Origin of the sequence: Methylobacterium organophilum (assembly GCF_022179465.1) — a bacterium.
Lineage (GTDB): Bacteria > Pseudomonadota > Alphaproteobacteria > Rhizobiales > Beijerinckiaceae > Methylobacterium > Methylobacterium organophilum.
This window is the reverse complement of the sequence record NZ_BPQV01000002.1, coordinates 214061-237462: the sequence shown is the minus strand read 5'-3', so window position 1 is coordinate 237462 and position 23402 is coordinate 214061. Positions and strand designations below refer to the sequence as shown.

The window sequence follows — 23402 nt, the reverse complement described above, 5'->3', positions numbered from 1 at the left end:
CCCCTCCGCCGAATGCGCCCGCAGGTCTCAGTTCTTCTTGTCGATCGGACGCCCCAGCAGACGCGCGAATTCGGCCTCGATCTCCTCCACCGAGAAGGGATTGGGCGAGGCCGGCGCCGCGCCGGGCTGGGGGGCGGCGGGCTTCGGATCGGCGGCAAGCTCGGCGGGCTTTTCCGGCCCGGCGACGGCGGCCGGCGGCGGAACGGGGATCGGGGGGCTTCGAAGCGTCCCCGGCTCCGGCTTCGAAGCCAGGGGCGCCGGCTTCGGAGGCAGAGGCGGTGCCGGCTTCGAAGCGGCGACGGGCGCCGCCGGATTCTCCGTGCTCTCCGGTGCGTTCGGACGGGCGGGCGCGTCCTCGGGCGATGGCGTCGGGTTCAGAGCCTGGGAGGCCGCCATGCCGGCCGCGATCGGATCCGGTCCGGGGAGCGAGGCGGAGGCGCTGGAATCCGGCGCGGGCGGAATGCCGGTGGGGAGGACGGGCCCGAGCCCGGCCTGCCGGGCCGGGGCCGGGGTCACGGCGGAGGACGGCCGGCGCAGGGCATCCTGGAGCTGGCGCGCCATGTCCGAGAGCACCGCCGGGTCGACCGGGCGCGTCTCGCCCGGCGGCAGCACGGGGGGCGGCCCGAAGGATTCCGCAGCGGACAGGTCGGGCTTGTCGCGCTGGCGCTCGGAGGCCGGTTCGAGCTTGGGCGTGACCAGCGGCGGCGGGGTCCGCCGCATCACGACCCGGCTCGCCGTCGAGAGGGCGGCCCTGGTGCGGCTCTGCGGCGTCGACGCCTCCTCCGCGGGAGGCTCGGGAACGAAGAGCCCCTGATCCGGAAGCGACGGCTCGGGTTGCGCGGCCTTCGGCGCGAGCGAAGGCGGCGGGGTCTCCACGACGGTCGGCATCGCGAAGACCGGCTCCGCGAACAGCGACTGTTCCGCCTGCGGCGAATCCAGGCTCGGCCCTTCTCCCTCCGCGCCGGGCGCGGCGTCGGGGGCGAGCTCGGGCCGTATCAGCTCCGGGCCGAGCCGGGTGCCGGCGCCCCGCTGGATGTTGCGCTCGATCACCACGTCGTTCGGGCCGCCGACGAGGAGCAGGTGCTCGACATTGTCCCGGCGCAGCAGGATGAGCTGGCGGGCCCGGTCGAGCTCGTAGATGTCGACGATGCCGAGCCGCGGCTGGCGCCCGCGCTGGGTCGTCTTGGACGAGAGCGACATCCCCCGCCCGACGAGCCGCCGGAACAGGAAGACCGCGCCCATCAACAGGACGAGAATGACGAGGAAGACGACCAGAAACTGAAGGAGGAACGAGCCGTCCGAACTGAAAAAGGACTGCAAGACCCGACACTCTCGGTTCAGGGCCGCAGAAAGGCCCTACGCATTACACCTGGAACAGTATCGCCGCCCGAAGCGGCCTGGGCAATCAAGGGAAGGATTTCGTTAACAGTTTCCCCGGGCGCCCCAGCGGCCGGCACGCCGAGACGCGTCCCGCGGTCGGATCGCTTAACGCTCCATTAACCATGCAGGCGGCAGATTTTGCCCACCGGCCCCGCTCCCCGAGGGGGCGGCCGGCGGGGAGCGGCCCTGACCGCGCCGAGGGCTCTGGATCCGATGTCTCTGACCGACCTGCCCATCCTCGGGATGCTGCGCACCAAGATGCACTGGCACCAGGCGCGCCAGTCGCTCCTCGCCGAGAACGTGGCCAATGCCGACATGCCGGGCTTCAAGCCCCGCGATCTGTCGATGCCGAGTCCCAACGAGATCCGCGGGCTCGCCGCGCCCGCCTCCGCCGAGATCGGCAGCGACGGCCTCGCCCGGACGAGCCCGAACCATATCGGGCTGGCGGCGGCCTCCGGCGCGGGGGCCGATCCCCGCCGCTTTCAGGGCTTCGAGGTGCGGCCGAGCGGGAACGGCGTGAATCTCGAGGAGGAGATGCTGAAGGCCGGCGACAACCAGTCGGACTATCAGCTCGCCGCCTCGCTCTACCAGAAGAGCCTTGAGGCCCTGAAGATCGCCGTCGGCAAGCGCTGACGATCCTGACGCGAGGCGGCCATGGATTTCATCAAGACGCTGGCGATCGCCGCTTCGGGCCTCAAGGCCCAGTCCGGCCGCATGCGGGTCATCGCCGAGAACATCGCCAACGCGGATTCGGTCTCCCCGAATGCCGGCGGCGAGCCCTATCGGCGCAAGATCCCGACCTTCAGCCAGCATTTCGACCGCGAGCTCGGCGCGAACGTGCTCGAGACCGGCCGCGTGCGCCGCGACCAGAGCCCGTTCCGCACGAAGTACGATCCCAACAACCCCTCCGCCGACGCCCGCGGCGAGGTGCGCCTGCCCAACGTGAACGCGCTCGTCGAGAACATGGACATGCGCGAGGCCCAGCGCTCCTACGAGGCGAACCTGAACATGGTCACCGCGACGCGGCGGATGATCTCCCGCACCCTCGAAATCCTGAAGGCGTGACGCGCATGGCCACCTCCGCTTTCGCCGCCGGCGCCTACGCCGCCGCCCAGTCCGTCGGGCGCACGGGCGCCGTCCAGAAGCCGCTTCAGACCAGCGGCTCGGACGGCGGCTTCTCGGCCCTCCTGACCCAGACCCTCGACAACATCGCCCAGGCCGGCGCCAAGGCGGACGGGCAGGCGCTCGCCGTCGCCGGGGGCAAGGCGAACGTCGTCGACGTCGTCACCGCCGTCGCGGAGAGCGAGACCGCCCTCCAGACCCTCGTCGCCGTGCGCGACCGCGTGATCTCGGCTTACGAAGAGATCATGCGGATGCCGATCTGAGGACTTCGCCCGTGACCGGCCTCGCCATCCTCGACATCGCCCGCGACGGCATCTTCACCTTCCTGAAGGTCGCCGGACCGCTCATGATCGTGGCCCTCCTCGTGGGCCTCGCCGTCTCCCTGTTCCAGGCGCTCACCCAGATCCAGGAACAGACGCTGATCTACGTGCCCAAGATCGTCGCGGTGTTCGGCGCCATGCTGCTGATGCTGCCGTTCATGGGCGACGCGCTGGCCGGCTACATGACCCGCATCGCCGCCCGGATCGCATCCGGCGGTTAACCTTGGCCGGTCCCCTGCTATGACGGGCCATGAACCTGCTCCTGCCGGGAATCGCGGCGGCCTACCTGCTCACCTTCGCGCGGGTCGGCACCCTCATCATGCTGATGCCGGGAATCGGCGAGCAGCTCGTCTCGGCGCGGATCCGGCTCGCCTTCGCCCTGCTGGTGGCGCTCCTGCTCTTCCCCATGGTCCGGCCGCTCCTGCCGGCGACGAACGGCGCCCTGGCGGGCCCCGGGCTGATCGCGCTGCTCTTCGGCGAGCTGGTGGTCGGGCTCGTGCTGGGGCTCGCGGTGCGCATGGTGCTCGCCGCCCTGCAGACGGCGGGCATCGTGATCTCGCAGGCGCTCGGCCTGTCCTATGCCATGACCGTCGACCCGACCATGGGCGGCCAGCAGGCGGCGCTCGGCAACTTCCTGACGCTGCTCGGGGTGACGCTGATCTTCGCCACCGACCTGCACCATCTCGCCCTGGAGGCGGTCGGGCGCAGCTACACCCTGCTCCCGCCCGAGGGGGTGCCGGGCTTGGGGGAGGCGGCGCAGCTCGCCCTCAGGGCCATGGCGCGGGGCTTCGCCCTCGCCCTGCAGATCTCGGCGCCCTTCATCGCCTTCGCGATCCTGTTCAATCTCGGGCTCGGCGTGTTGTCGCGGCTGATGCCGCAATTGCAGGTGTTCTTCGTCGCCGTCCCCGCCTCGATCCTGATCGGCATGCTGATCCTGCTCGGGGCGCTGGGGGTGGTGATGGGCGTTTTCCTGGACGATCTCGGCCGCTATCTCGGCGATTTCCTCGGGCGCTGACACGCCCCGTCGGGGAGGTGTGAGTCGTGGCCGAGGGCGCCGAGCAGGAAGACAAGACCGAAGACCCGACCCCGCGGCGTCTGGAACAGGCGATCGAGCGCGGCGACGTCGCCACCAGCGTCGAGATCAACACCTTCGCGATCCTCGGCGCCTTCACCCTGGTGCTGCTGGTCGCCGCCTCGCCCGTGGCGCGGCGGCTGCTCTTCGACATGCGGGGCTTCCTGGCCAATGCCCATGCCGTGCCCTCGGACGAGCATGCCTATGCCGGCATCGCCGGCCGCACCTTCCTGATCGTGCTGCAGGCGCTGGCGATTCCGGCGGGCGTGGCCGGCGTGGCGGCGCTGGCGGCGGGTTTCCTCCAGCATCGCCCGGTCTTCACCGCCGAGACCCTGATGCCGAAATTCGAGCGGATCTCGCCGCTCTCGGGTATCAAGCGCATCTTCGGGATGGAGGCCTGGTTCCAGTTCGGCAAGGGCCTCGCCAAGCTCATCGTCGTCGGCGCGGTGGCCGGGACGCTGCTCTGGAGCGAACGGGACCGGCTCGAATCCTTCGCCCATCTCGAACCCGGCGGCCTGCTCCAGGCGGTCCTGTCCTTGAGCCTGCGGATGATGGGCGGCATGCTCGCGGCCTATCTCGCGATCGTGCTCGGGGATGCCTTCTACCAGCGCTACCGCTGGCGCCAGCGCCTGCGCATGTCCAAGGAGGAGTTGAAGCAGGAGCACAAGGAGAGCGAGGGCAATCCCGAGGTGAAGGGACGCCTGCGGCAGCTGCGCAATGCGCGGGTGAAGAAGCGGATGATGGCCGCCGTGCCGACCGCCACCGTGGTCGTGACCAACCCGACCCACTTCGCCGTGGCCCTGCGCTACGAGCCCGGCATGCCCGCACCGATCTGCGTCGCCAAGGGCGTCGATTCCTTGGCGCTGCGCATCCGGGCCCTCGCCAAGGACCACGACGTGCCGGTGATGGAGAACCCGCCCCTCGCCCGCGCCCTGCATGCCACCGTCGAGGTCGGCGAGGAGATCCCGGCGGAACACTACCGTGCGGTTGCGGAGGTGATTGGTTTCGTGCTTCGCCTGCGTCGCCGGGCCGCGTGAGGCCGGAACGGCCGGACGCCACGGTTTATGCACCTTTTTTTGCGAGCGATATCGGGCGCTTTGCCCCCCTCGGGCCGGGACGCGACAGGGTGCGGGCCGGCCGGACGGCGCGCCGGATGGATGATGACTGATGGCTGAGGCGGGCGGAGCGCCGGTTCCGGCGGTGGGCTCTATCGATCGATCCGAGCGGCCGGGCCGGGTCGGCCTGCTGCTGATGCTGGCCGGGCTGCTGGTCGGCGCCGCCGTCGGCCTGTCCTTCGTTGCCAACGAGCAGGCGCAGCCCCTCATCCTGGGGCTTCTGGCGCTGCTCGCCATGGCGGGCGTGTTCTTCCTCTTCGCCCTGGCGATCGGCGCGCTTCAGCTTGCCGGCCCCTCGGCCCGCGACGACATCACCCGCGGCATCGTCGACGCGGCCCCCGAGGGCACCGTCGTCGTCGAGGAGGGCGGCCGGCTGATCTACGCCAACGAGGCCTATATGCGCCTCTCCGGCGGCGACAGCTTCAGCACCCTGCGCTCCGTGGAGCGCATCTTCGTGGGCGCGCCGGAGGTGTCGGAGGCGGTCTATCGCCTCGCCCAGGCCGCCCGGGACGACCGCGCGCATACGGAGGAGATCCGGATGTCGCCCCCGCCCGGCGGCGCGCCGGAGCGCGACTTCGCCTGGTACCGCATCTCCGTGCGCCCGATCGCCCGGACGCGGCGGGCGGCGGTGCTCTGGACGGTGAGCGACATCACCCACGAGCGCGAGCGCCAGGAGAACGTCTTCCAGGAGCTCCAGCACGCGATCGACTATCTCGACCACGCCCCGGCCGGCTTCCTCTCGATCGATCCGGCCGGGTCGATCGTCTACATGAATGCGACGCTGGCCTCCTGGCTCGGCTACGACCTCGCCACGGTGGGCTCGGGCGGCCTGCGCCTCACCGAGATCGCGCCCGGCGCCGACGTGTTCATCGGCGCCGCCGGGCTTGCGGGCGAGGTGCGCACCGACCGCTTCGACGTCGACCTGCGCCGGCGCAACGGCCATCCCCTCCCCGCACGGCTCTATCACCGGGTCGCCTTCGGCCAGGACGGCAAGCCCGGGCCGTCGCGTACCTTCGTGCTCAACCGCTCCGCCGGCGCCGAGAGCGACGAGCCGCAGCGGGCGGCCGAGGTGCGGCTCGCGCGCTTCCTCAACAACAGCCCGATCGCCATCGCCACCCTCGACCAGACCGGGCGGATCGCCCGGGCCAACGCCTCCTTCGTGCGCCTGTTCGGCGGCATGCCGCGCCAGCCCACGGAGGACGGCGACGGCTTCGCCGAGCCGGTGATGCGCGAGGCGGTGATCGAGCGCGACCGGGGCACCGTGGACGCGGCCCTCGCCCGGGCGACGGGGGGCTTCGGCGAGGCCGAGCCGATCGAGGTCGGCCTCGTCGGGGCCGGCAACCGCTCCGCCCGGGTCTGGCTGAGCGCCGCCGGTTCGGAGGGCTCCTCCGGCTCCGCCGAGGACGGGCTCGGCGACCGCGAGCGGGTGATCCTCTACGCCCTGGACACCACCGCCCAGCGCCAGCTCGAGCAGCAGATCGCCCAGACCCAGAAGATGGACACGGTCGGCCAGCTCGCCGGCGGAATCGCCCACGATTTCAACAACGTGCTGCAGGCGATCATCGGCTATTCGGACCTGCTCATCGCGAGCCACAAGCCGACGGACCACGTCTTTCAGGACATCATGCAGATCAAGCAGAACGCGAACCGGGCCGCGGGCCTGGTGCGCCAGCTGCTCGCCTTCTCCCGGCGCCAGACCCTGCGACCGGAGGTGATGAATGTCGGGGAGGCGCTCTCCGACCTGACCCTGCTCCTGAAGCGGCTGCTCGGCGAGCGGGTCGATCTCGACCTGAAGCACGGGCGCGACATCTGGCCGATCAAGGCCGACGTGAACCAGTTCGAGCAGGTGATCGTGAACCTCGCGGTCAATGCCCGGGACGCGATGCCCTCGGGCGGCCGCCTGGTGATCCGCACCGCAAATGTCGCCAAGGGAAGCGAGCGCCCGGTCGGCGTGCCCGAAGGGGATCACGTGTTGATCGAAGTCCTCGACACCGGCGAAGGTATTCCGCCGGACGTCATGGAGAAGATCTTCGAGCCGTTCTTTACGACGAAAGAAATCGGCAAAGGCACCGGACTCGGGCTCTCGACGGTGTTCGGCATCGTCAAGCAGTCGGGCGGCACCATCGACGTCCAGTCCAAGGTCGGCGAGGGCACGGCCTTCCGCATCTACCTGCCCCGGCACGAGCCGGCGGAGGAGCCTGCCGGCGAGGCCGGCCGGTCGGCGCAGAAGCCGGCCCAGGCGGTGCTGCTGCGGGCCGATCCGGCGCTGGAAGCCGTTCCGGATCAAGCGCTTACGCCCACAGGGGCCGAGGCCGCCCCGGCACCCCCCGCCCCGCCCCCGGTCAAGGTCGGAGCCGACCATACCGGCCAGGCCACCGTGCTGCTGGTGGAGGACGAGGATCCGGTGCGCGCGGTCAATTCCCGTGCGTTGTCCGCCCGCGGCTATACGGTTCTCGAGGCGGCCTCCGGAATAGAGGCGCTGAAGCTGATCCAACAGGAGGACGTCGTCATCGATGTCGTCGTGTCGGATGTGGTCATGCCCGAGATGGACGGCCCGACTCTGCTTCGGGAGATGCGCAAGAGCCGGCCCGACCTGAAGATGATCTTCGTCTCCGGCTATGCGGAAGACGCGTTCCGCAAGAACCTGCCCGAGGGCGAGACCTTCAACTTCCTGCCCAAGCCCTTCAGCCTGAAGCAGCTCGTCGAGACCGTGAAGAAGACCATGGCCGGCTGATCCGGGCCGGCTGACCCGGTCCGTTCCGCGCCCCTCTCCGGGAAAGGCTGGCGGCTGTCCCCACCGCGGGGCTCCGAGGCCGCTGGCCTTCGGCTCCGAAGCCCCGGGCCGAAGGCTTCGAGGCGGCTTGAGGAGTCGAGCCGCCACGGAAAATGCGAACGGAACGCTTGCAAAACGAGAACAAAAGGCGTACAAAAATCCGGAGACAGGGGCGTTGAGAACGGCGCCCACCCCATGCATAAGGAGCCCCGGATGGCCCAGGCCGCGCTCAAGATGGTGGAACCTTCGACCATGGACAAGGACAAGTCGAAGGCGATCGAAGCGGCGCTGACGCAGATCGAGCGGGCCTTCGGCAAGGGCTCGATCATGCGCCTCGGCAAGGCCGACAAGGTGCAGGAGGTCGAGACGATCTCGACCGGCTCGCTCGGCCTCGACATCGCCCTCGGCGTCGGCGGCCTGCCCCGCGGCCGCGTCATCGAGATCTACGGCCCCGAATCCTCCGGCAAGACCACGCTCGCGCTCCACACCATCGCGGAAGCGCAGAAGAAGGGCGGCGTCTGCGCCTTCGTCGATGCGGAGCACGCCCTCGATCCGGTCTATGCGCGCAAGCTCGGCGTCAATCTCGACGACCTGCTGATCTCCCAGCCCGATACCGGCGAGCAGGCCCTCGAGATCACCGACACCCTGGTCCGCTCCGGCGCGATCGACGTGCTCGTGGTCGATTCCGTGGCGGCGCTGACGCCCCGGGCCGAGATCGAGGGCGAGATGGGCGAGAGCCAGCCCGGCCTCCAGGCCCGCCTGATGAGCCAGGCCCTGCGCAAGCTCACCGGCTCGATCTCCCGCTCGAACTGCATGGTGATCTTCATCAACCAGATCCGGATGAAGATCGGCGTGATGTATGGCAGCCCGGAGACGACCACCGGCGGCAACGCGCTCAAGTTCTACGCCTCGGTGCGCCTCGACATCCGCCGCGTCTCGACGCTCAAGGACCGGGACGAGGCCATCGGCAACCAGGTCCGCGTCAAGGTCGTCAAGAACAAGGTCGCGCCGCCCTTCAAGCAGGTCGAGTTCGACATCATGTTCGGCGAGGGCGTGTCCAAGGTCGGCGAGCTGATCGATCTCGGCGTCAAGGCCGGCATCGTCGAGAAGTCGGGCGCCTGGTTCTCCTATTCGAGCCAGCGCCTCGGCCAGGGCCGCGAGAACGCCAAGGGCTTCCTGCGCGACAACCCGGACATCGCGGCCAAGATCGAGGCCTCGATCCGCCAGAATTCCGGCCTCGTCGCCGACCGGATCCTGGAGAACGCGCAGCCCACCGAGGACGATCTCGAGCCCGGCGAGGCCTGATCGCAACGAAAGCCCGGCCCCTCGTCCCGGAAACCGGGGCGGGGCGCCGCGCCGTGTCCGCCCCGGCTGCTGGGGCCGGCACCTCCATGCCCGCCTTTCGGCAAGGGTTCTTTCGACGAACCGGCCCCCTTCGTCGGGTGCGCCTCAGAGGACTCCACCGAGCGCCGCGCGCTGGGGGGGGGCGGCGGTGATAGCCTCGATCCGCTCGAGCAGCGCGTCGATCGGCATCGGGGCGCCGATCAGGTAGCCCTGGATGTAGCGGCAGCCGTAGCGGCGCACCGCCTGGAACTGATCCTGTGTCTCGATCCCCTCGGCGATGCCGTCGACCCCGAGATTCTGGCACAGGTCGATGATCGTGGTGACCACGCTGCGGCCGAGCTCGGAATCGAGGTCCGCCATGAAGCTGCGGTCGATCTTGATCTTGTCCAACGGCAGGCGATGCACGTAGCCGAGGCTGGAATAGCCGGTTCCGAAATCGTCGAGCGCGATCTTGATGCCGAGCGTCCGCAGCGTGGCGATCGATTGCCGAGCCCGCTCGAAATCGCCCATCACCGCCGTCTCCGTCAGTTCCAGGGTCAATCGCTGCGGATCGATCCCGCTGTTGCGCACGATGGCGAGGATCGCGAGCACCGTCTCGGGTGAGACGAGATCCTGCGAGGACAGGTTGAACGACAGGCCGACGCCCGGCGGCAGTCGCGCGGCCTCGCGCAGCGCCTTGCGCAGGAGCAGGGTGGTCAGGGTGTGAATCATGCCGCAGCGTTCCGCGGCGGCGATGAAGCGGTCGGGCGGCACCGGGCCGAGGGAGGGGCTCGTCCAGCGGGCGAGCCCCTCCACCAGGGCGACCGTGCCGTTCGCCGCGTCCAGGATCGGCTGGTAGTGCACGCTCATCTCGGCCTCGAGATCGGCGCTCTGAAGCGTGGTCTCCACCGCGCGTTCGGCGCGGATCGCGTCCTCGTGCTCGTGCGAGAACAGGGTCGTGACCCCGCGCTGATGCTCCTTGGAGTGATAGAGCGCGTAATCGGCCCGGTCGAACAGGGCATCGGCTTGGCGCCCTCCGCTCGGATAGAGGGCGAGGCCGCCGGAGCAGCCCGTGAAGACCTGGATCTCCCCGAGACGGATCGGCGCATGCAGCGCCTCGCAGATGCGGTTGCAGAAGCCGGTGACCTGGGCGGCCGATCCGCACTTGCGGAGGAGGAGGCCGAACTCGTCACCGCCGAGCCGCGTCACGATCGCCTCGGGCCCGGCGAACGTGGCGAGCCGGCGGCCGGTCTCGGCCAGCACCCGGTCGCCGATATTGTGGCCGTAGGTGTCGTTGATCGGCTTGAACCGATCGAGATCGAAGATGGCTAGCGCGAAGGTGCTGCCGTCCCGGGCGGAGGCCGCGATCAGCGTGTCGAGGCGCTGAAAGAAGAAGCGGCGGTTGGGCAGGCCGGTCAGGCTGTCGGTATGAGCGAGATGGGCGTTCTCTTCCAGGAGCCGCTGCGTCTCGGCCTGCGATTCGATCAGGCGAATGAAGACCAGGAAGTTGGTGGTGAGCACGCGCACCATCACCGCCGTGACGAAGGCGATGTTCAGGCCCATGGCGATGAACACTTCGTTCTCGCTCGCGAAGCAATGGATCAAGTAGATGCTGACGACGATCCCGGTGGCGGCGAATGCGGCGACCGGCAGGTGCGTCAGGCAGAAGATGCAGGCCATGATCGTGACGGCCGCGAAGATCGTCACGTGCGAGCGCTCGTAGGGACCGCCATAGACGTCGAGGAGCAGGGCCCAGCTCACGAAGGCGAGCGCCATCACGACGCTCAGCAGGCTCGTGTGGCGCAGGTGACGCACGGCCTCCGCCTCGGTCAGAGTTTCGGGGCGCAGGCGCCACCACTTGAAGGCGCGCAGGCCACAGAACATCACGAGCGCGACCGGAACCCAGAGGGTCAGCATCGTCGGCGCGACGTCTCGATGGGTGAAGGCCAGGACGAGGGCGTTGATGCAGAGCAGGGCGTAGAGCGACTGAACCTGCTTCTGCAGCCCCGCCAGCTGCTGGGCGGCGATCCGGTCGCCGGGCCTGGGGGCGCGAAGCCCGCTCAGAAGTCGATGGCCGAGGGTGGTCTTGCTCATCGGACGAAGTACCGGATCGGTTCGACACAACTTAAGGTAAGTAGTCCGATGCCATTGCACGGGTGAGGTATGGAGCCTGTTCTTATCAGGCTCTTTTCTTTTTCACTGAATAGGAACGCTAATCGCTCTCTGTTACTTAGATCTAAAATTCCTGTTTTTCCGATCTCGTTGTCGTGTGGATCGGGGCGCGTCGCGGGCGATCACGAGGCGTCGAGCGCGACGGCTTGCGCCGTCACGAGAAATCGTGGCGTGGTCCCAGGCGGTCACGGCGGCGCTCCTTGCAGATCCCTTCCTCCTCCTCGATCGGTCCGGACGGCCAGCACGGGCGGTCGGGCCATGGCCTCGGCGGCTGGCCCCGGACCGAGGCCGTCCACTGCGATCCCCGGCCCGATCGCCTGCCGGGCGGACGCGCCTGGCCCTGCCTCGCCGTCCTCGTCCCGGCCGGTCCCGGCGGCGAGGCGGCCGCCGCCTCGGTCGCCGCCGAGGCCTATCCGGAGCTGCGCCTGATCCGGCTCGCCCCCGGCGACGCGCCGCAGCTTTCCGCGCTGCTGGCGGACGAGCGGGCCGAGGCCCTCCTGCTACTCGAAGCCGGGGAATCCCTGGTGCCGGGGGCGCTCGCGGCCCTGGTGCTCGCGCGGGCGATGACCGGGGCCGCCCTGACCTTCGGCCTGACCCTGCACGCGGACACGGCGCCGCGCGCCCTCTGCCTGCTGGCGGAGCCGGCCCTGGCCGGGCCCGGCGACGGCAGCGGCTGCCTCGTCGACCGGCGCGCCCTCCGCTCGGCGCTCGGCGGGGACAAGCCCGCGCCCCGCGATCTCCCGGCCCTGATCGCCCGCCTCGCCGTGTCCGGTGCGCCCTCCACGCGGATCGGCCGCCCGGTGCGGATCACGCCGGCCCGGCCGCCGGAGCCGGGGCCGGCCCTCGCCCTGGCCATCCTCACCGATTCCGGCCCCCGCGGCGGGGCGGGCATCGCCCAAAGGCGCCTCGCCGAGGCGCTGGCCCTCTGCGGCCACGCGGCCGAACCCGTCCGCCTGGACGAGGACTCCGCGAGCGCCGCGGCGGAATGGACGGATGTCTTCCCGCGGGCCGAGGCGCGGATCGCCGGGCGCGCCCCGGCCTACGACCTCGTCCTCGCCGGCAACCTGCACGGGGCGACGCGCAGCCTCGACGCCCTCGGCCGCGTGGTGGAGCGCGTGCCCACCGCCCTGGTGCTGCACGACCTGTTCGCGCTGACCGGGCGCTGCGCCCATCCCAAGGCATGCGGCCTGATCGCGACGGGCTGCGACGCGCGCTGCCCCTCCCCGGACCAGTATCCGCAGCTCGGCCGGCGGCGCATCGCCGGGATCCATGCCCGCAAGCGCGCCGTGCTGGCCCGGGGCGAGCGGCTGCTGCTGCTTGCCAATTCCGACTGGACCCTCGGCCGGGCCAAGGCGCTGGCGCCCCCCGGCGCCGTGAGCGCGCCCCTGCGGCTCGCCCTGCCCACCGGGGTGTTCCGCCCCCAGGACCGGGCGGCCCTGCGCCGGGCGCTCGGCCTGCCGCCGGACGACGTGCTGGTGGTGTTCGGCGCCGTGATCGCGGACGCGCCGGAGAAGGGGTTTGCCGACCTCGCCGCGACCTTGCAGGCCTGCGCCCGGCCGGGCGTGGGCTTCGTCGCCCTCGGCCGGCTCGACGATCCGGCGGCGCTGGGCGTCGCCAACCTGCATCTCGCCGGGCCGGTGGCGGACGAGGGCCGCCTCGCGCAATGGATGGCCGCCTGCGACATCCACCTCACCGCGAGCCGGCTGGAGACCCTCGGCCAGACCGCGATCGAGGCCGGCCTGTGCGGGTTGCCCAGTGTCGCCTACCGGGCGACGGGGCTGACCTCCGCCGTCCTGCACGAGGTGACGGGGCTCTGCGCCGAGCCCCTGCCCGGGGCGCTGGCGCGGGCGCTGAACGCCCTGATCGCCGACGGGGCGGCGCGGGCGCGCTACGGGGCCACGGCGCGCCTGCTGTTCGAGAGCCGGCACAGCCACGCCGCGGCCGTGCTCTCCCTGCACGAGGCCCTGCGGGACTGGGGCGCGGGACCGGCTCTGACCCGGGACGGGCGGCTCGTGTTCGGGCCGGAGCTGCTCGCCCGCTTCGCCTTCGCCGCGGAGCGGGATCCGGGGGCGACCGGCACCGTCGATGCCCCCTCCCCGGCCCCGCTGCGCCGCCTGCGCGGCCTCAAGCGCCGGCTGTTCGGCGAGCGCCTGCCCCTGCCCCTGCGCCGCGGGCTCTACCTCGCCGCCCTGGCGCGGCGGCGGCTGACGGGGGCCCCATGAGCGCGGCGCCCCCGCCCCGGCCCGTCCTGCTCGATCTCAGCCATGTGCGCGGGCACGTGACGGGACTCGAGCGCGTCGCCCTTGACCTGTTCGCCCCGGAGCGGCTGGCGCCCCATCCCGTGCGGTGCCTGCGCAGCCGCTCCCTGCCGGGGATGATCCTCAAGCAGCAGATCGGGATCCCGGCCCGCGGATGGCGCGACCGGGCGGCGGCCCTGGTCTTCCCCGGCTTCCCGCCGGGGCCGCTGGCGCTGCTCCTGGGCGCGCGCTGCCTGACCTATGTCCACGACACCTTCCTGCTCGACCGGCCGGACGAGCTGAACTGGCGGGCCAGGGCCTATATGGCGCCGAGCTTCGCCCTCGCGATGCGGTTCGGCCAGCGCTTCCTGGTCAATTCGCGCACCACCGGCGAGGCCCTGCGGGCGCGCTGCCGGGCCGACGCGCTGGTGGCGCTGCTGCGCCCGCCGGTGCGCGACGTGTTCGGCCTCGCGGACCTGCCCGACCCCGCGCCCCACCGGCCCGGGGAGACCCTGCGCCTCCTCGCCATCGGCACGGTGGAGCCGCGCAAGGACTATCCCGCCGCCCTCGCCATCGCCGCGGCGCTCCGGGCCGGCGGCGTGGAGGCGGAGCTGCACATCGTCGGACGGCGGGGCTGGGGCGCGGCGGATTTCCTCGATGCGCCGCCGCCCTTCCTGCACCATCACGGCTACCTGGCGGATGCGGCGTTGCGGGCGCTGGTCGCCCGGTCGCATCTCCTGCTCTCGACCTCGAAGGCGGAGGGGCTCGGCCTGCCCCTGCTCGAGGTGCAGCATGGCGGATTGCCGGTGGCGGCGCCCCGCGGTGCCGTCTTCGCCGAGGTGCTGGACCGGTCGGGCCTGCTGATCGACCCGCGCGACCCGGCGGCGAGCGCCGCGGCGCTCCTCGCCTTCGCCGGCGCCCCGGGCCACGGGCGGGCGGCGCGGGCCAATGTCGCCCGCTGGAACGCGCTCGCCGCCGCCGACGCGGAACGCTTCCGCGCCTTCCTGAGCCGGGGCCCCTCCGTCTACGGGGAGGATCCCGCAGCAAGCGTTCCGCCGCGGGACAGCCAGCGCCGCTGACCGCCCCGCCGTCCCGTTCTGCTACCGACGGTCGCGGTGGATGGACGCCGCAACCGCGCCTCCGGTCCTGATTTCGCCAACAAGTCGCGCTGAACGGGGCCGCCTCCGGTGCGAACATTAAGATTACCGAGAGGTAAATCGGCTGAGACCTGATCTGCGGCATGCAACGGCACGCGGATTTGGTGGATATGTCGGAGGACGCGGGGCCGGCATCTGGCATCGCGGTTGCGGTTGGTTACCCATTCCTTGCGCCGCTGTGCCGGAGCGGGACGGCGACCCGGGGAGAGAGCGTTTCCCGGGCCCGGCCTCGGGCCATGAAGGACGAGACAGATGTTCGACTTCGCGAGCCCCTTCCGGGGCGAGCCGGTCCGGATCGAGGTGGTGGAGGGCGAAGCCGGCCCGAACGCGGCCACGCTCCTGCGCCGCCTCTGGGCGGGGGCGGGTTTCGTCGTCCTCGGCGCGCTGTTCATGGTCGCCGCCGCGGTGGCGGTGCTGGGGCTCATGACCCCGTCCTACACCTCCGGCATCCAGGTGCTGATCGACCCGTCCGACCTGCGCGTCGTCGACAACGAGGTCACCGCCCGCGCCCCCCAGGCCGATGCCGGCGTGTCTCTGGCCGAGAGCCAGGTCCGCGTGATCCAGTCCGACAACGTGCTGCGCCGAGTGGTCGAGCGCCTCGGCCTCGACAAGGACGACGAATTCGCCAAGCCCGACGGCACCAACCCGGTGGTCAATGCGGTCAAGCACGCCCTCGGCATGATGCCGCCCCCGGCGAGCCGCGACCCCGTGAACATCGCCCTCGACACCCTGCGCACCAAGATGACCGTGCGCCGGCCCGAGCGCACCTTCGTGATCGACGTCTCCGTCCAGTCCAAGGACCCGCAGAAGGCCGCCGACATCGCCAATGCGGTGGGCGACGCCTATTTCGCCGAGGAGACCGCCGCCCGCACCGAGGCCGCCCGCCGCGCCTCCGACGCCCTGTCCTCCCGGCTCGCGGCCCTGCGCCAGGGCGTCGAGGAGGCCGAGGGCAAGGTCGTGAAGTACCGGGAGGAGAACCGCCTCACCACCTCAAGCGGCCGCCTGCTCAACGACCAGCAGCTCGGCGACCTGAACCAGCAGCTGGTCGCCGCGCAGATCCGCGCCGCCGAGGCCAAGGCCCGGCTCGACCAGGCCCGGGCGATGCGGGCGGGCGATGCCAGCACGGCGCTGCCCGAGATGCTGCAATCCCTGGAGATGCAGGCCCTGCGGCAGCAATACGCCACGCTCTCGCGCAACACCGCCGAGCTCGCCACCCGGCTCGGCGCCCGGCACCCGGCCATGGCCGAGCAATACGCGCAGCAGCGCGACCTGCAGCGCCTGATCCAGCGGGAAAAGGAGCGCATCATCGACACCTCGCAGAAGGATTACGAGCGGGCCGCCGCGAGCGAGACGGCGATCCGCCGGAACCTTGACCGCGTGAAGACGGATATGGCCGTGAACGAGCGCGCCACCGTCGGGCTGCGCGAACTGGAGCGCGAGGTGGATTCCCGCCGATCCGTCTACGAAACCTTCCTGCGCCGCTCCCGCGAGGCGGGCGAGCAGGAACGCCTCAACAACACCAACGTGCGCATCATCTCCAGCGCGACCCCGGCCCGGCAGCGCTCCTGGCCGCCGAGCCCGAAGCTGATCCTGCCCCTCGCCCTGGTGCTCGGCCTCGGCCTCGGCGCGGGGATCGCCCTGATGCTCGGGGCGGACCGGGACCGCCGCCGCGCCCGCCCGCAGAAGCGGCCGGTTCCCGCGGCGCGCAGCCTGCGGGCCGCCGATGTCTGACGAGGCGATGCCCGACTTCGCCCTCCCCGGCGGCACGCGGGTGGAACGGAGCGCCGCGGCCGGCCCGGCAGCGGCCTCCCCGGCCTGGTCTGTTCGGCGCCCCGCCGGCCTGGGCCTGTCTCTCTTCGGGGCGAGCTTCTTCACCGGCTCCGCCGAAGAGGCGCTCGCCCTGGCCGCCTCCGGCCGCAGCAGCCGCCCGCGGCTGATCGTGACCGCCAATGTCGACCACATCGTCGTCCTGTCCGAGAACGCGGCCTTCCGCCGGGCCTATGCCGGCGCGACCCTGCGCACCCTCGACGGCATGCCCCTGGTCTGGCTCGCCCGGCTGAAGGGCGCGACCGGCGCCCAACGGATCACGGGGCACGACCTGATGGCGAGCGCCCTGGCGCAGCCCCAGGCACCCGGCCGCCGGATCTTCCTGATCGCCGCCTCGGCGGCGGGCGCGGAGGCGCTGGCGCGCCGCTTCGTCGACAAGGGGCTGCCGCCGGAGGCGATCGCCTGGGAGGTGCCGCCCTTCGGCTTCGAGGCGAACGAGGCCTATTCCAAGGCGCTGGCCGCCCGGATCGCGGACCATGGCACCACGCTTCTGGTGATGGGCGTCGGCGCCCCGAAATCCGAGATCTGGGTCGACCGGCACGGGGCGCTCCTCGGCGATCCCGTGGTGCTCGCCGTGGGGGAGGCCCTCGACGGCGCGGCGGGGCTCGCCGCGCGCGCACCGGCCTGGATGCAGCCTATCGGCCTCGAATGGTTGTTCCGCTTCGCCCGTGCCCCGCGGCGGCTCTTCGCGCGCTACTTCCTGCGCTCCTGGCGTTTCCTCTGGATCCTCGCCGGCCCCCGCCGCCGGGCGATTTTTTCCGCGCACCGTCTCCCGTGACGCAGGAACCCGCATACGGGCCGAGGCCGGAGGCGGTATAGGCGCTCTGTCGGGGTGCCTTCCGGCGAAGTGACCCCGATTCGTCGGAGGATGGCGCGGTGTCGCGCGAATCGAGAGCCGCCGCCGGCCCGGCGTGTCGACACACACGGAATCGATACGTCCATAATCAATAGAAATCCATCCGACGCAGGCCGGAACCTGAAACTCTTCAGGATCGACCCCGTGTCCCGGATGCAAAATCTGCATTCCTGGAAACATCAACCAGGAGTTTTGCTATGACGCCCCAATCTGCCGGGCAAGTCGCACCGATCCGCCTGAAGGACGAGGATCTCGCGGTCATCAACGGCGGCTTCTGGACCGATATGTCCAAGCTTGAAGAAAATTTCTTCGACGTTGCTGCTCATAGGAGAAAAACGCCGAAGCCGCCGGATTATCGGCCGAAGGCGCCTGACATCATCGTCAAGTTCCTCAAGAAGAACGTCGCCAGCCTCTTCCGGAACTGAGGGAGCCGTCGCCACGTCTTCGCGTGCCTGGAGCCCGGACGCGCTGAGTCCGGGCCTCTTCCAATCCCTCTCTTACGATGTCCGGCCGATCGCCTCGTTGTCGCGTCACGAGGACAGCGACAGCGACAGGTTCTCTTTACCATACGACCGGAACGGGTCTCGGTCTGATCTTCCCGGCACCTCCCATCATGTCCCGACGCGTCGCCCGACAGGATCGCTTCGGCAACCTATAGTTTTTATAATAAACAACTATCGCATCTGTGATCGTAAAGGACCGGGCCTGTGCCGTCATGCGGCGCTGTTTTTTTGGTGAGAGGGCCTCTTCGTCTGGAACCTTCACGGGGCGAATGCTTTCTGGCCTGGATGACATTCCGGTTTGACAATCCCGGTGCCCCGTGTGAGCGCGACCCGCATGTCGAGCCTGCCCCTCCGCACCCTCCCAGCGATGCCCGGGTCGAGCCCGGTCCCGCGCGGCCGGGCCTGAGCCCCGTGATCCGCAACGGCGGAGCCATGGGCGCGCTCGTCCGCGCCCGGGACTGGGCGGCGACGCCGCTGGGGCCGATGGAGCGCTGGCCGCAGAGCCTGATCGGCGCGCTCCGCCTGCTCCTCAACACCCGGCATCCGATGCTGATCTGGTGGGGGCCGGACCACATCCAGTTCTACAACGACGCCTATGCCGCCTCCCTCGGCCCGGAGAAGCACCCCGCCGCCCTCGGCACGCGGGCGCAGGACACCTGGCCCGAGATCTGGGAGCTGATCGGCCCGCAGATCGACCAGGTCCTCGCCGGCGGCGCGGCGACCTGGCACCAGGACCAGTGCATGCCCGTCTTCCGCCACGGCGCGCAGCAGCCGACCTGGTGGACCTATGGTTGCAGCCCGATCGAGGACGAGGCCGCGCCGAACGGCATCGGCGGCGTGCTCGTGATCTGCCGGGAGACCACGGCGGAGGTCATCAAGCAGCAGGAGAGCGACGAGCGCTACCGGACCCTGTTCGACTCGATCGATTCCGGCTTCTGCATCGTCGAGGTGAAGTTCGACGCGGCGGAGTACCCGATCGACTACCGGGTGGTGGAGGCCAATCCGGCCTTCGAGCGGCAGACCGGGCTGATCGGCGCCCGGGGCCGGTGGCTGCGCACCTTCGCGCCCAATCTGGAGGAGCACTGGTACCAGACCTACGGCCGGGTGGCGCTGACGGGCGAGCCGGCGCGGTTCGAGGCGGGGTCCGAGGCCCTGGGCCGGTGGTTCGAGGTCTATGCCTTCCGCACCGGCGATCCGCAGGACCGGCGCGTGGCGATCCTGTTCGACGACGTCACGCCGCGGCGGCGGGCGGAGCAGGCCCTGCGCGCCAGCGAGGAGCTGGGCCGGCGGATCATCGAGAGCTCCGCCGATTGCATCAAGGTGATCTCCCTCGACGGCCATCTCGAATTCATGTCGGAAGGCGGCATGTGCGTGATGGAGGTGGACGATTACGGCGCCATCGCCGGCGCCTGCTGGGCGGATTTCTGGCAGGGCGACGAGCGGGGCAAGGTCCTGGCCGCCCTGGAGACGGGGCGCGCCGGCGGCATCGCCCGCTTCGAGGGCTTCGCCTGCACGATGAAGGGCAGCCCGCGCTGGTGGGACGTGGCGGTGACGCCCATCAACGGCCCCGACGGCCAGCCCGAGAAGCTGCTGGCCGTCTCCCGCGACGTGACGCGCCAGCACGAGGCCGAGACGCGGCTGCGGGAACTCAACGAGACCCTGGAGAGCCGCGTCGCCTCCGCCATCGCCGAGCGGGAGCGGGCGGAGGAGGCCCTGCGCCAGTCGCAGAAGATGGAGGCGGTGGGCCAGCTCACCGGCGGCCTCGCTCACGACTTCAACAACCTGCTCGCCGGCATCTCCGGAAGCCTGGAGCTGATCGGCACGCGGATCGGGCAGGGGCGGGTCACCGAGATCGACAAATACATGCGCGCCGCGCAGGGGGCGACGAAGCGCGCCGCCGCCCTGACGCACCGCCTGCTCGCCTTCTCCCGCCGGCAGACCCTGGCCCCGAAGCCCACCGACACCAACCACCTCGTCGGCGGCATGCTCGACCTGATCCAGCGGACCGTGGGGCCGGGGATCCGCGTCGACAGCGTCGCCGCTCCGGGGCTCTGGACCACGCTGGTCGACACCTCCCAGCTCGAGAACGCCCTGCTCAACCTCTGCATCAATGCCCGGGACGCGATGCCGGAGGGCGGCAGCATCGTCATCGAGACCCGGAACCGCTGGATCGACGGGGCCGCCGCCCGGCAGGGCGAGCTGGCCGAGGGGCCCTACATGTCGCTCAGCGTGCGCGACACCGGCACCGGGATGACCCCCGAGGTGATGGCCAAGGCCTTCGACCCCTTCTTCACCACCAAGCCCCTCGGCGAGGGCACCGGCCTCGGGCTCTCGATGATCTACGGCTTCGCCAAGCAATCCGGCGGGCAGGTCTGGATCCGCTCCGAGGTGGGCCGGGGCACGACGGTGACCATCGACCTGCCGCGCTTCCACGGCGCGGCCGAGACGGAGGCCGGCGGCGCGGAGGGCGCCCCCGTCGCCCCCATCGGCTCCGGGGAGACCGTCCTGATCGTGGACGACGAGCCGACCGTGCGCATGCTGGTGTCGGACGTGCTGCAGGATCTCGGCTACCGGGCGATCGAGGCCGCGGACGGCGTCGCCGGCCTCAAGCTGCTGCAGACGGAGGCGCGGATCGATCTCCTCGTCACCGATGTCGGCATGCCGGGGGGCATGAACGGGCGCCAGCTCGCCGACGCCGCCCGGGTGGGCCGCCCGGACCTGAAGGTGCTGTTCATCACCGGCTACGCCGAGACCACCCTGCTGCGGGACGGCCGCCTCGAACCCGGCATGTCGGTGCTGACCAAGCCCTTCGGCGTGGAGACCCTCGCCGCCCGCATGCGCGAGATCCTGGCCCGCTAGGGCGCGGCTCTCCTCAGGCCGGCTGGAACAGAGCCGGGTGGCGCAGGCGCAGGGCCAGCACCAGGGTCAGGGTCTTCAGGTCGGGCAATTGCCCCGCATCGGACCGGGCCGCCAGCTCGGCCAGCGGCATCTCCAGCACCGTGATGTCCTCGCCCTCCTCCGCCAGGCCGCCGCCGGGACCGTGCCGGTCCTCGCGCGCATAGGCGCCGAGATAGAGGTCCATCCGCTCCGTCGAGATGCCCGGCATGGCCCAGGCGCTCGCCACCGGCTCCAGCCGCGACAGCCGCACCCCCGCCTCCTCGAAGGCCTCGCGCCGGGCGCCCTCCTCCGGGTCCTCCTCGTCGAGTAGGCCGGCCGGCGCCTCGATCAGGTCGCGGGTGCCGTCGGCGTAGAAGGGCGGCACCCGGAACTGGTGGATCAGCAGGGCGACCCGGCGCACGGGATCGTAGGGCAGAACGCAGACGGCGCGGCCGTGATCCTCGATCTCCCGGGTCATGCGCGTGCCGTCCGGCAGGCCGATCTCCGCCAGGAGCAGGCGGCACCAGCCGTCATGGACGAGGCGGGTGCCGCGGATCTCCTGGGTCATGGGGTCTCCTTGCCGTCACGGTTCCGAACGCGTCCGGCGGGACATGCCACGCCGGGGCGGATCCGGACAGTGTGCCCCGCGGACCACACCGGCCCACGGGCGCGCTCCGCGGCGGGGCGAAGCGTCCGGAGCAACATGTGGGCAATATTCCCACAAAATTGGGAAACACCGGCGTCGCATAGCGGCCCGGTCCTCCGGACATCCCGGGCGGCGAGAGGCCTCGCCAAAGCCGGGGGCGAGCGGGGACGCCCGGGCAGAGCCCGGTCCCGAGGGTCTCGTTTCGGAGGTTTCCACCCATGCGCGACATCCAGCGCGTTCTTCTGGGATCCACCGCCCTGCTCGCCGCCACGGGCGTCGCGCGGGCCGCCGATCTCCCGATCAAGGCCGCCGTGCCGATCGAGTATGTCAGGGTCTGCACCGCCTACGGCGCCGGCTTCTTCTACATCCCCGGCACCGAGACCTGCCTGCGCGTCTCGGGCCGCGCCCGCTACGAGATGGGCTACCTCTCCCCCGGCAGCCGCAACGCCGCCGGGGCGGGCGACACCACGCAGTATCGCGGCCTCGCCCGCTTCAGCCTCGATGCCCGCACCCAGACCAGCTACGGCACGCTGCGCGCCTTCCTGCGCCTGGAGGCGGCGAGCCGCACCGGCGAGAGCAAGATGGCCTCCGGCACGCAGCTGCGCATCGGCAACGCCTACACCGCCACGGGCCAGGACCAGTACGGCCGGACCCAGACCTACATCGTGCCGGACAAGGCCTTCGTGCAGTTCGCGGGGCTGACCGCCGGCCGGGCCTCGTCCTTCTTCGACTTCTACGCCCACGATTACGAGATCATCGGCTCGTCGCTGGGCTCCGACGTCGCCTCGACCAACCTGCTCGCCTACACGCAGCTCTTCGGCGAGGGCTTCTCGGCCACCGTCTCGATGGAGGATCCGAGCTTCCGCAAGAACCCGGTCTATTCCGCCTCCTACGCGGCGAGCACCACCGCCGGCTCGGCCGCGAGCGCCCTGACGGCGACCACTGCGCCGACGCCGATCATCCTCGGCACCAACGCCGCCGGCAACGCCACGGCGGTCGCCTTCGTCGATGCGGTCGAGCGCACGCGCATGCCGGATTTCGTCGGCGCCCTGCGCTACGACGCCCCCTGGGGCTCGGCCCAGATCTCCGGCGCGGTGCGGGCGATCAGCATCGGCGGCTTCACCGGGCAGACGCTCTCCTCGGCGAGCGGCACCTACGCCACGGCGACGACGCTCTCCAGCGCCACGGCCGCGGCGCTCTACGCCGCCCGCGGCATCAGCTCCGGCGCGCAGACCGATTACGGCTGGGCGATCCAGGGCGGCCTGAAGCTGAACCTGCCCTTCATCGCCCCCGGCGACGGCCTCTACCTGCAGGGCGCCTATGGCGAAGGCTCGGCGATGTATACCGGCATCACCTCCTTCACCGGCAGCTATCTCAGCAACGCCACCGTCTTCCCGGGCAACGCCTTCAACCAGTATCTGTCGGACGCGATCGTGAACCCGCTGACCGGCAAGCTCGAACTCTCGACGAGCTTCACGGTGGTCGCGTCCTACCTGCATTACTGGGCGCCAGAATGGCGCTCGGCCTTCTACGGCAGCTACGGCGAGATCGCCTTCAGCCAGGCCGCGCGGCAGGCGGTGAGCCAGACCGCCGCCCTGATCGGCGCCGCCAACACCGTGGCGCCGGCCTCCTACCTGACCAACGCCCTGGGCTACGGCTACAGCGCGGCCCTGCGCGACACGAGCCAGATCGTGACCGGCGCCAGCCTGATCTGGTCGCCGGTCAAGGACCTCGATATCGGCGTGGAGGGCCAGTACATCCGCACGGCCCTCAAGAGCGGCAAGGCCTACAACGCCGACAAGACCGGCACCGTCACGGTGAACGGCGTCAGCGTCCCGCTCTATCCCGTGAGCGCCGAGGACACCTTCCAGGCCCGCTTCCGCGTGCAACGCGACTTCTGACGGCGCGGCCCGACCCCCATTCCGGCTCCCGCCGCACCGGGATCCGGAATCGCTTGGACGGGTCCCACCTCCGCGCCCTTCCAACGGCGGGGAGCCCCCAGCGTCCAGGTGCCTTTTTGGA

18 protein-coding genes are annotated in these 23402 nt (G+C 70.9%); 15 read left to right on the top strand and 3 right to left on the bottom strand.

The genetic code is table 11. The features are described from left to right. Window positions 1–27 precede the first annotated feature (27 nt). Entirely contained in the window at window positions 28–1320 is a 1293-nt protein-coding gene (locus tag MFF21_RS03760) for a hypothetical protein (RefSeq protein WP_238309865.1), read from the bottom strand. Between the two features lie 273 nt (window positions 1321–1593). Here MFF21_RS03760 and flgB point away from each other — a divergent pair, with 273 nt between their 5' ends. The 8 genes from flgB to recA all read left to right on the top strand — a co-directional run bounded on the left by flgB (window position 1594) and on the right by recA (window position 9087). Beyond that, window positions 1594–2013, top strand: coding sequence for a flagellar basal body rod protein FlgB (flgB, locus tag MFF21_RS03755; RefSeq protein ID WP_238309864.1), 420 nt, complete (start codon window positions 1594–1596; stop codon window positions 2011–2013). 21 nt (window positions 2014–2034) lie between these two features. After that, a complete protein-coding gene (gene flgC, locus MFF21_RS03750) occupies window positions 2035–2445 on the top strand; it encodes a flagellar basal body rod protein FlgC (RefSeq protein ID WP_238309863.1) in 411 nt (136 codons plus the stop codon). Between the two features lie 5 nt (window positions 2446–2450). Next, window positions 2451–2765, top strand: a complete 315-nt coding sequence (gene fliE, locus MFF21_RS03745; protein WP_238309862.1) for a flagellar hook-basal body complex protein FliE — start codon at window positions 2451–2453, stop codon at window positions 2763–2765. Between the two features lie 11 nt (window positions 2766–2776). After that, complete coding sequence (fliQ, locus tag MFF21_RS03740) at window positions 2777–3043, top strand: flagellar biosynthesis protein FliQ (protein ID WP_276518052.1); 267 nt, start codon at window positions 2777–2779, stop codon at window positions 3041–3043. A gap of 29 nt (window positions 3044–3072) precedes the next feature. Further along, window positions 3073–3837 carry a flagellar biosynthetic protein FliR gene (gene fliR / locus MFF21_RS03735; protein WP_238309861.1) on the top strand — a complete coding sequence of 255 codons (765 nt, stop codon included), beginning with the start codon at window positions 3073–3075 and terminating at the stop codon, window positions 3835–3837. Window positions 3838–3863: 26 nt separating this feature from the next. Continuing rightward, window positions 3864–4931, top strand: a complete 1068-nt coding sequence (flhB, locus tag MFF21_RS03730) for a flagellar biosynthesis protein FlhB (protein ID WP_238309860.1) — start codon at window positions 3864–3866, stop codon at window positions 4929–4931. A 130-nt stretch (window positions 4932–5061) separates the two neighbouring features. Beyond that, window positions 5062–7743 (top strand): cell cycle histidine kinase CckA, encoded by a 2682-nt coding sequence (cckA, locus tag MFF21_RS03725; RefSeq protein ID WP_238309859.1) that lies wholly within the window; start codon window positions 5062–5064, stop codon window positions 7741–7743. Window positions 7744–7995: 252 nt separating this feature from the next. Then, the gene (gene recA / locus MFF21_RS03720; protein ID WP_238309858.1) at window positions 7996–9087 is read left to right on the top strand and encodes a recombinase RecA; all 1092 of its coding nucleotides are present in this window, start codon (window positions 7996–7998) and stop codon (window positions 9085–9087) included. Window positions 9088–9231: 144 nt separating this feature from the next. Here recA and MFF21_RS03715 read toward each other — a convergent pair whose 3' ends face one another. Further along, complete coding sequence (locus tag MFF21_RS03715; RefSeq protein WP_238309857.1) at window positions 9232–11199, bottom strand: putative bifunctional diguanylate cyclase/phosphodiesterase; 1968 nt, start codon at window positions 11197–11199, stop codon at window positions 9232–9234. A gap of 278 nt (window positions 11200–11477) precedes the next feature. Between MFF21_RS03715 and MFF21_RS03710 the strand changes: the two genes are divergently transcribed. The 6 genes from MFF21_RS03710 (at window position 11478) to MFF21_RS03685 (ending at window position 20716) form a co-directional block, all read left to right on the top strand. After that, complete coding sequence (locus tag MFF21_RS03710) at window positions 11478–13499, top strand: glycosyltransferase (RefSeq protein ID WP_238309856.1); 2022 nt, start codon at window positions 11478–11480, stop codon at window positions 13497–13499. Then, the gene (locus tag MFF21_RS03705) at window positions 13496–14593 is read left to right on the top strand and encodes a glycosyltransferase (RefSeq protein WP_238309855.1); all 1098 of its coding nucleotides are present in this window, start codon (window positions 13496–13498) and stop codon (window positions 14591–14593) included. The genes MFF21_RS03710 and MFF21_RS03705 overlap by 4 nt, the downstream gene beginning before the upstream one ends. Window positions 14594–14923: 330 nt before the next feature. Beyond that, on the top strand, window positions 14924–16402 hold the full coding sequence (locus MFF21_RS03700; protein ID WP_238309854.1) for a GumC family protein: 1479 nt from the start codon (window positions 14924–14926) through the stop codon (window positions 16400–16402). Between the two features lie 7 nt (window positions 16403–16409). Continuing rightward, window positions 16410–17276 (top strand): WecB/TagA/CpsF family glycosyltransferase, encoded by an 867-nt coding sequence (locus tag MFF21_RS03695; protein ID WP_238309853.1) that lies wholly within the window; start codon window positions 16410–16412, stop codon window positions 17274–17276. A gap of 275 nt (window positions 17277–17551) precedes the next feature. Then, a complete protein-coding gene (locus MFF21_RS03690; protein ID WP_238309852.1) occupies window positions 17552–17779 on the top strand; it encodes a hypothetical protein in 228 nt (75 codons plus the stop codon). Between the two features lie 510 nt (window positions 17780–18289). Then, on the top strand, window positions 18290–20716 hold the full coding sequence (locus MFF21_RS03685) for an ATP-binding protein (RefSeq protein ID WP_238309851.1): 2427 nt from the start codon (window positions 18290–18292) through the stop codon (window positions 20714–20716). Window positions 20717–20729: 13 nt separating this feature from the next. On the opposite strand, the gene MFF21_RS03680 is transcribed toward MFF21_RS03685, so the two are convergent. Then, window positions 20730–21302 carry an NUDIX domain-containing protein gene (locus tag MFF21_RS03680; protein ID WP_238309850.1) on the bottom strand — a complete coding sequence of 191 codons (573 nt, stop codon included), beginning with the start codon at window positions 21300–21302 and terminating at the stop codon, window positions 20730–20732. 296 nt (window positions 21303–21598) lie between these two features. Between MFF21_RS03680 and MFF21_RS03675 the strand changes: the two genes are divergently transcribed. Next, window positions 21599–23281 carry a porin gene (locus tag MFF21_RS03675; RefSeq protein WP_238309849.1) on the top strand — a complete coding sequence of 561 codons (1683 nt, stop codon included), beginning with the start codon at window positions 21599–21601 and terminating at the stop codon, window positions 23279–23281. The last annotated feature ends 121 nt before the right edge of the window (window positions 23282–23402 follow it).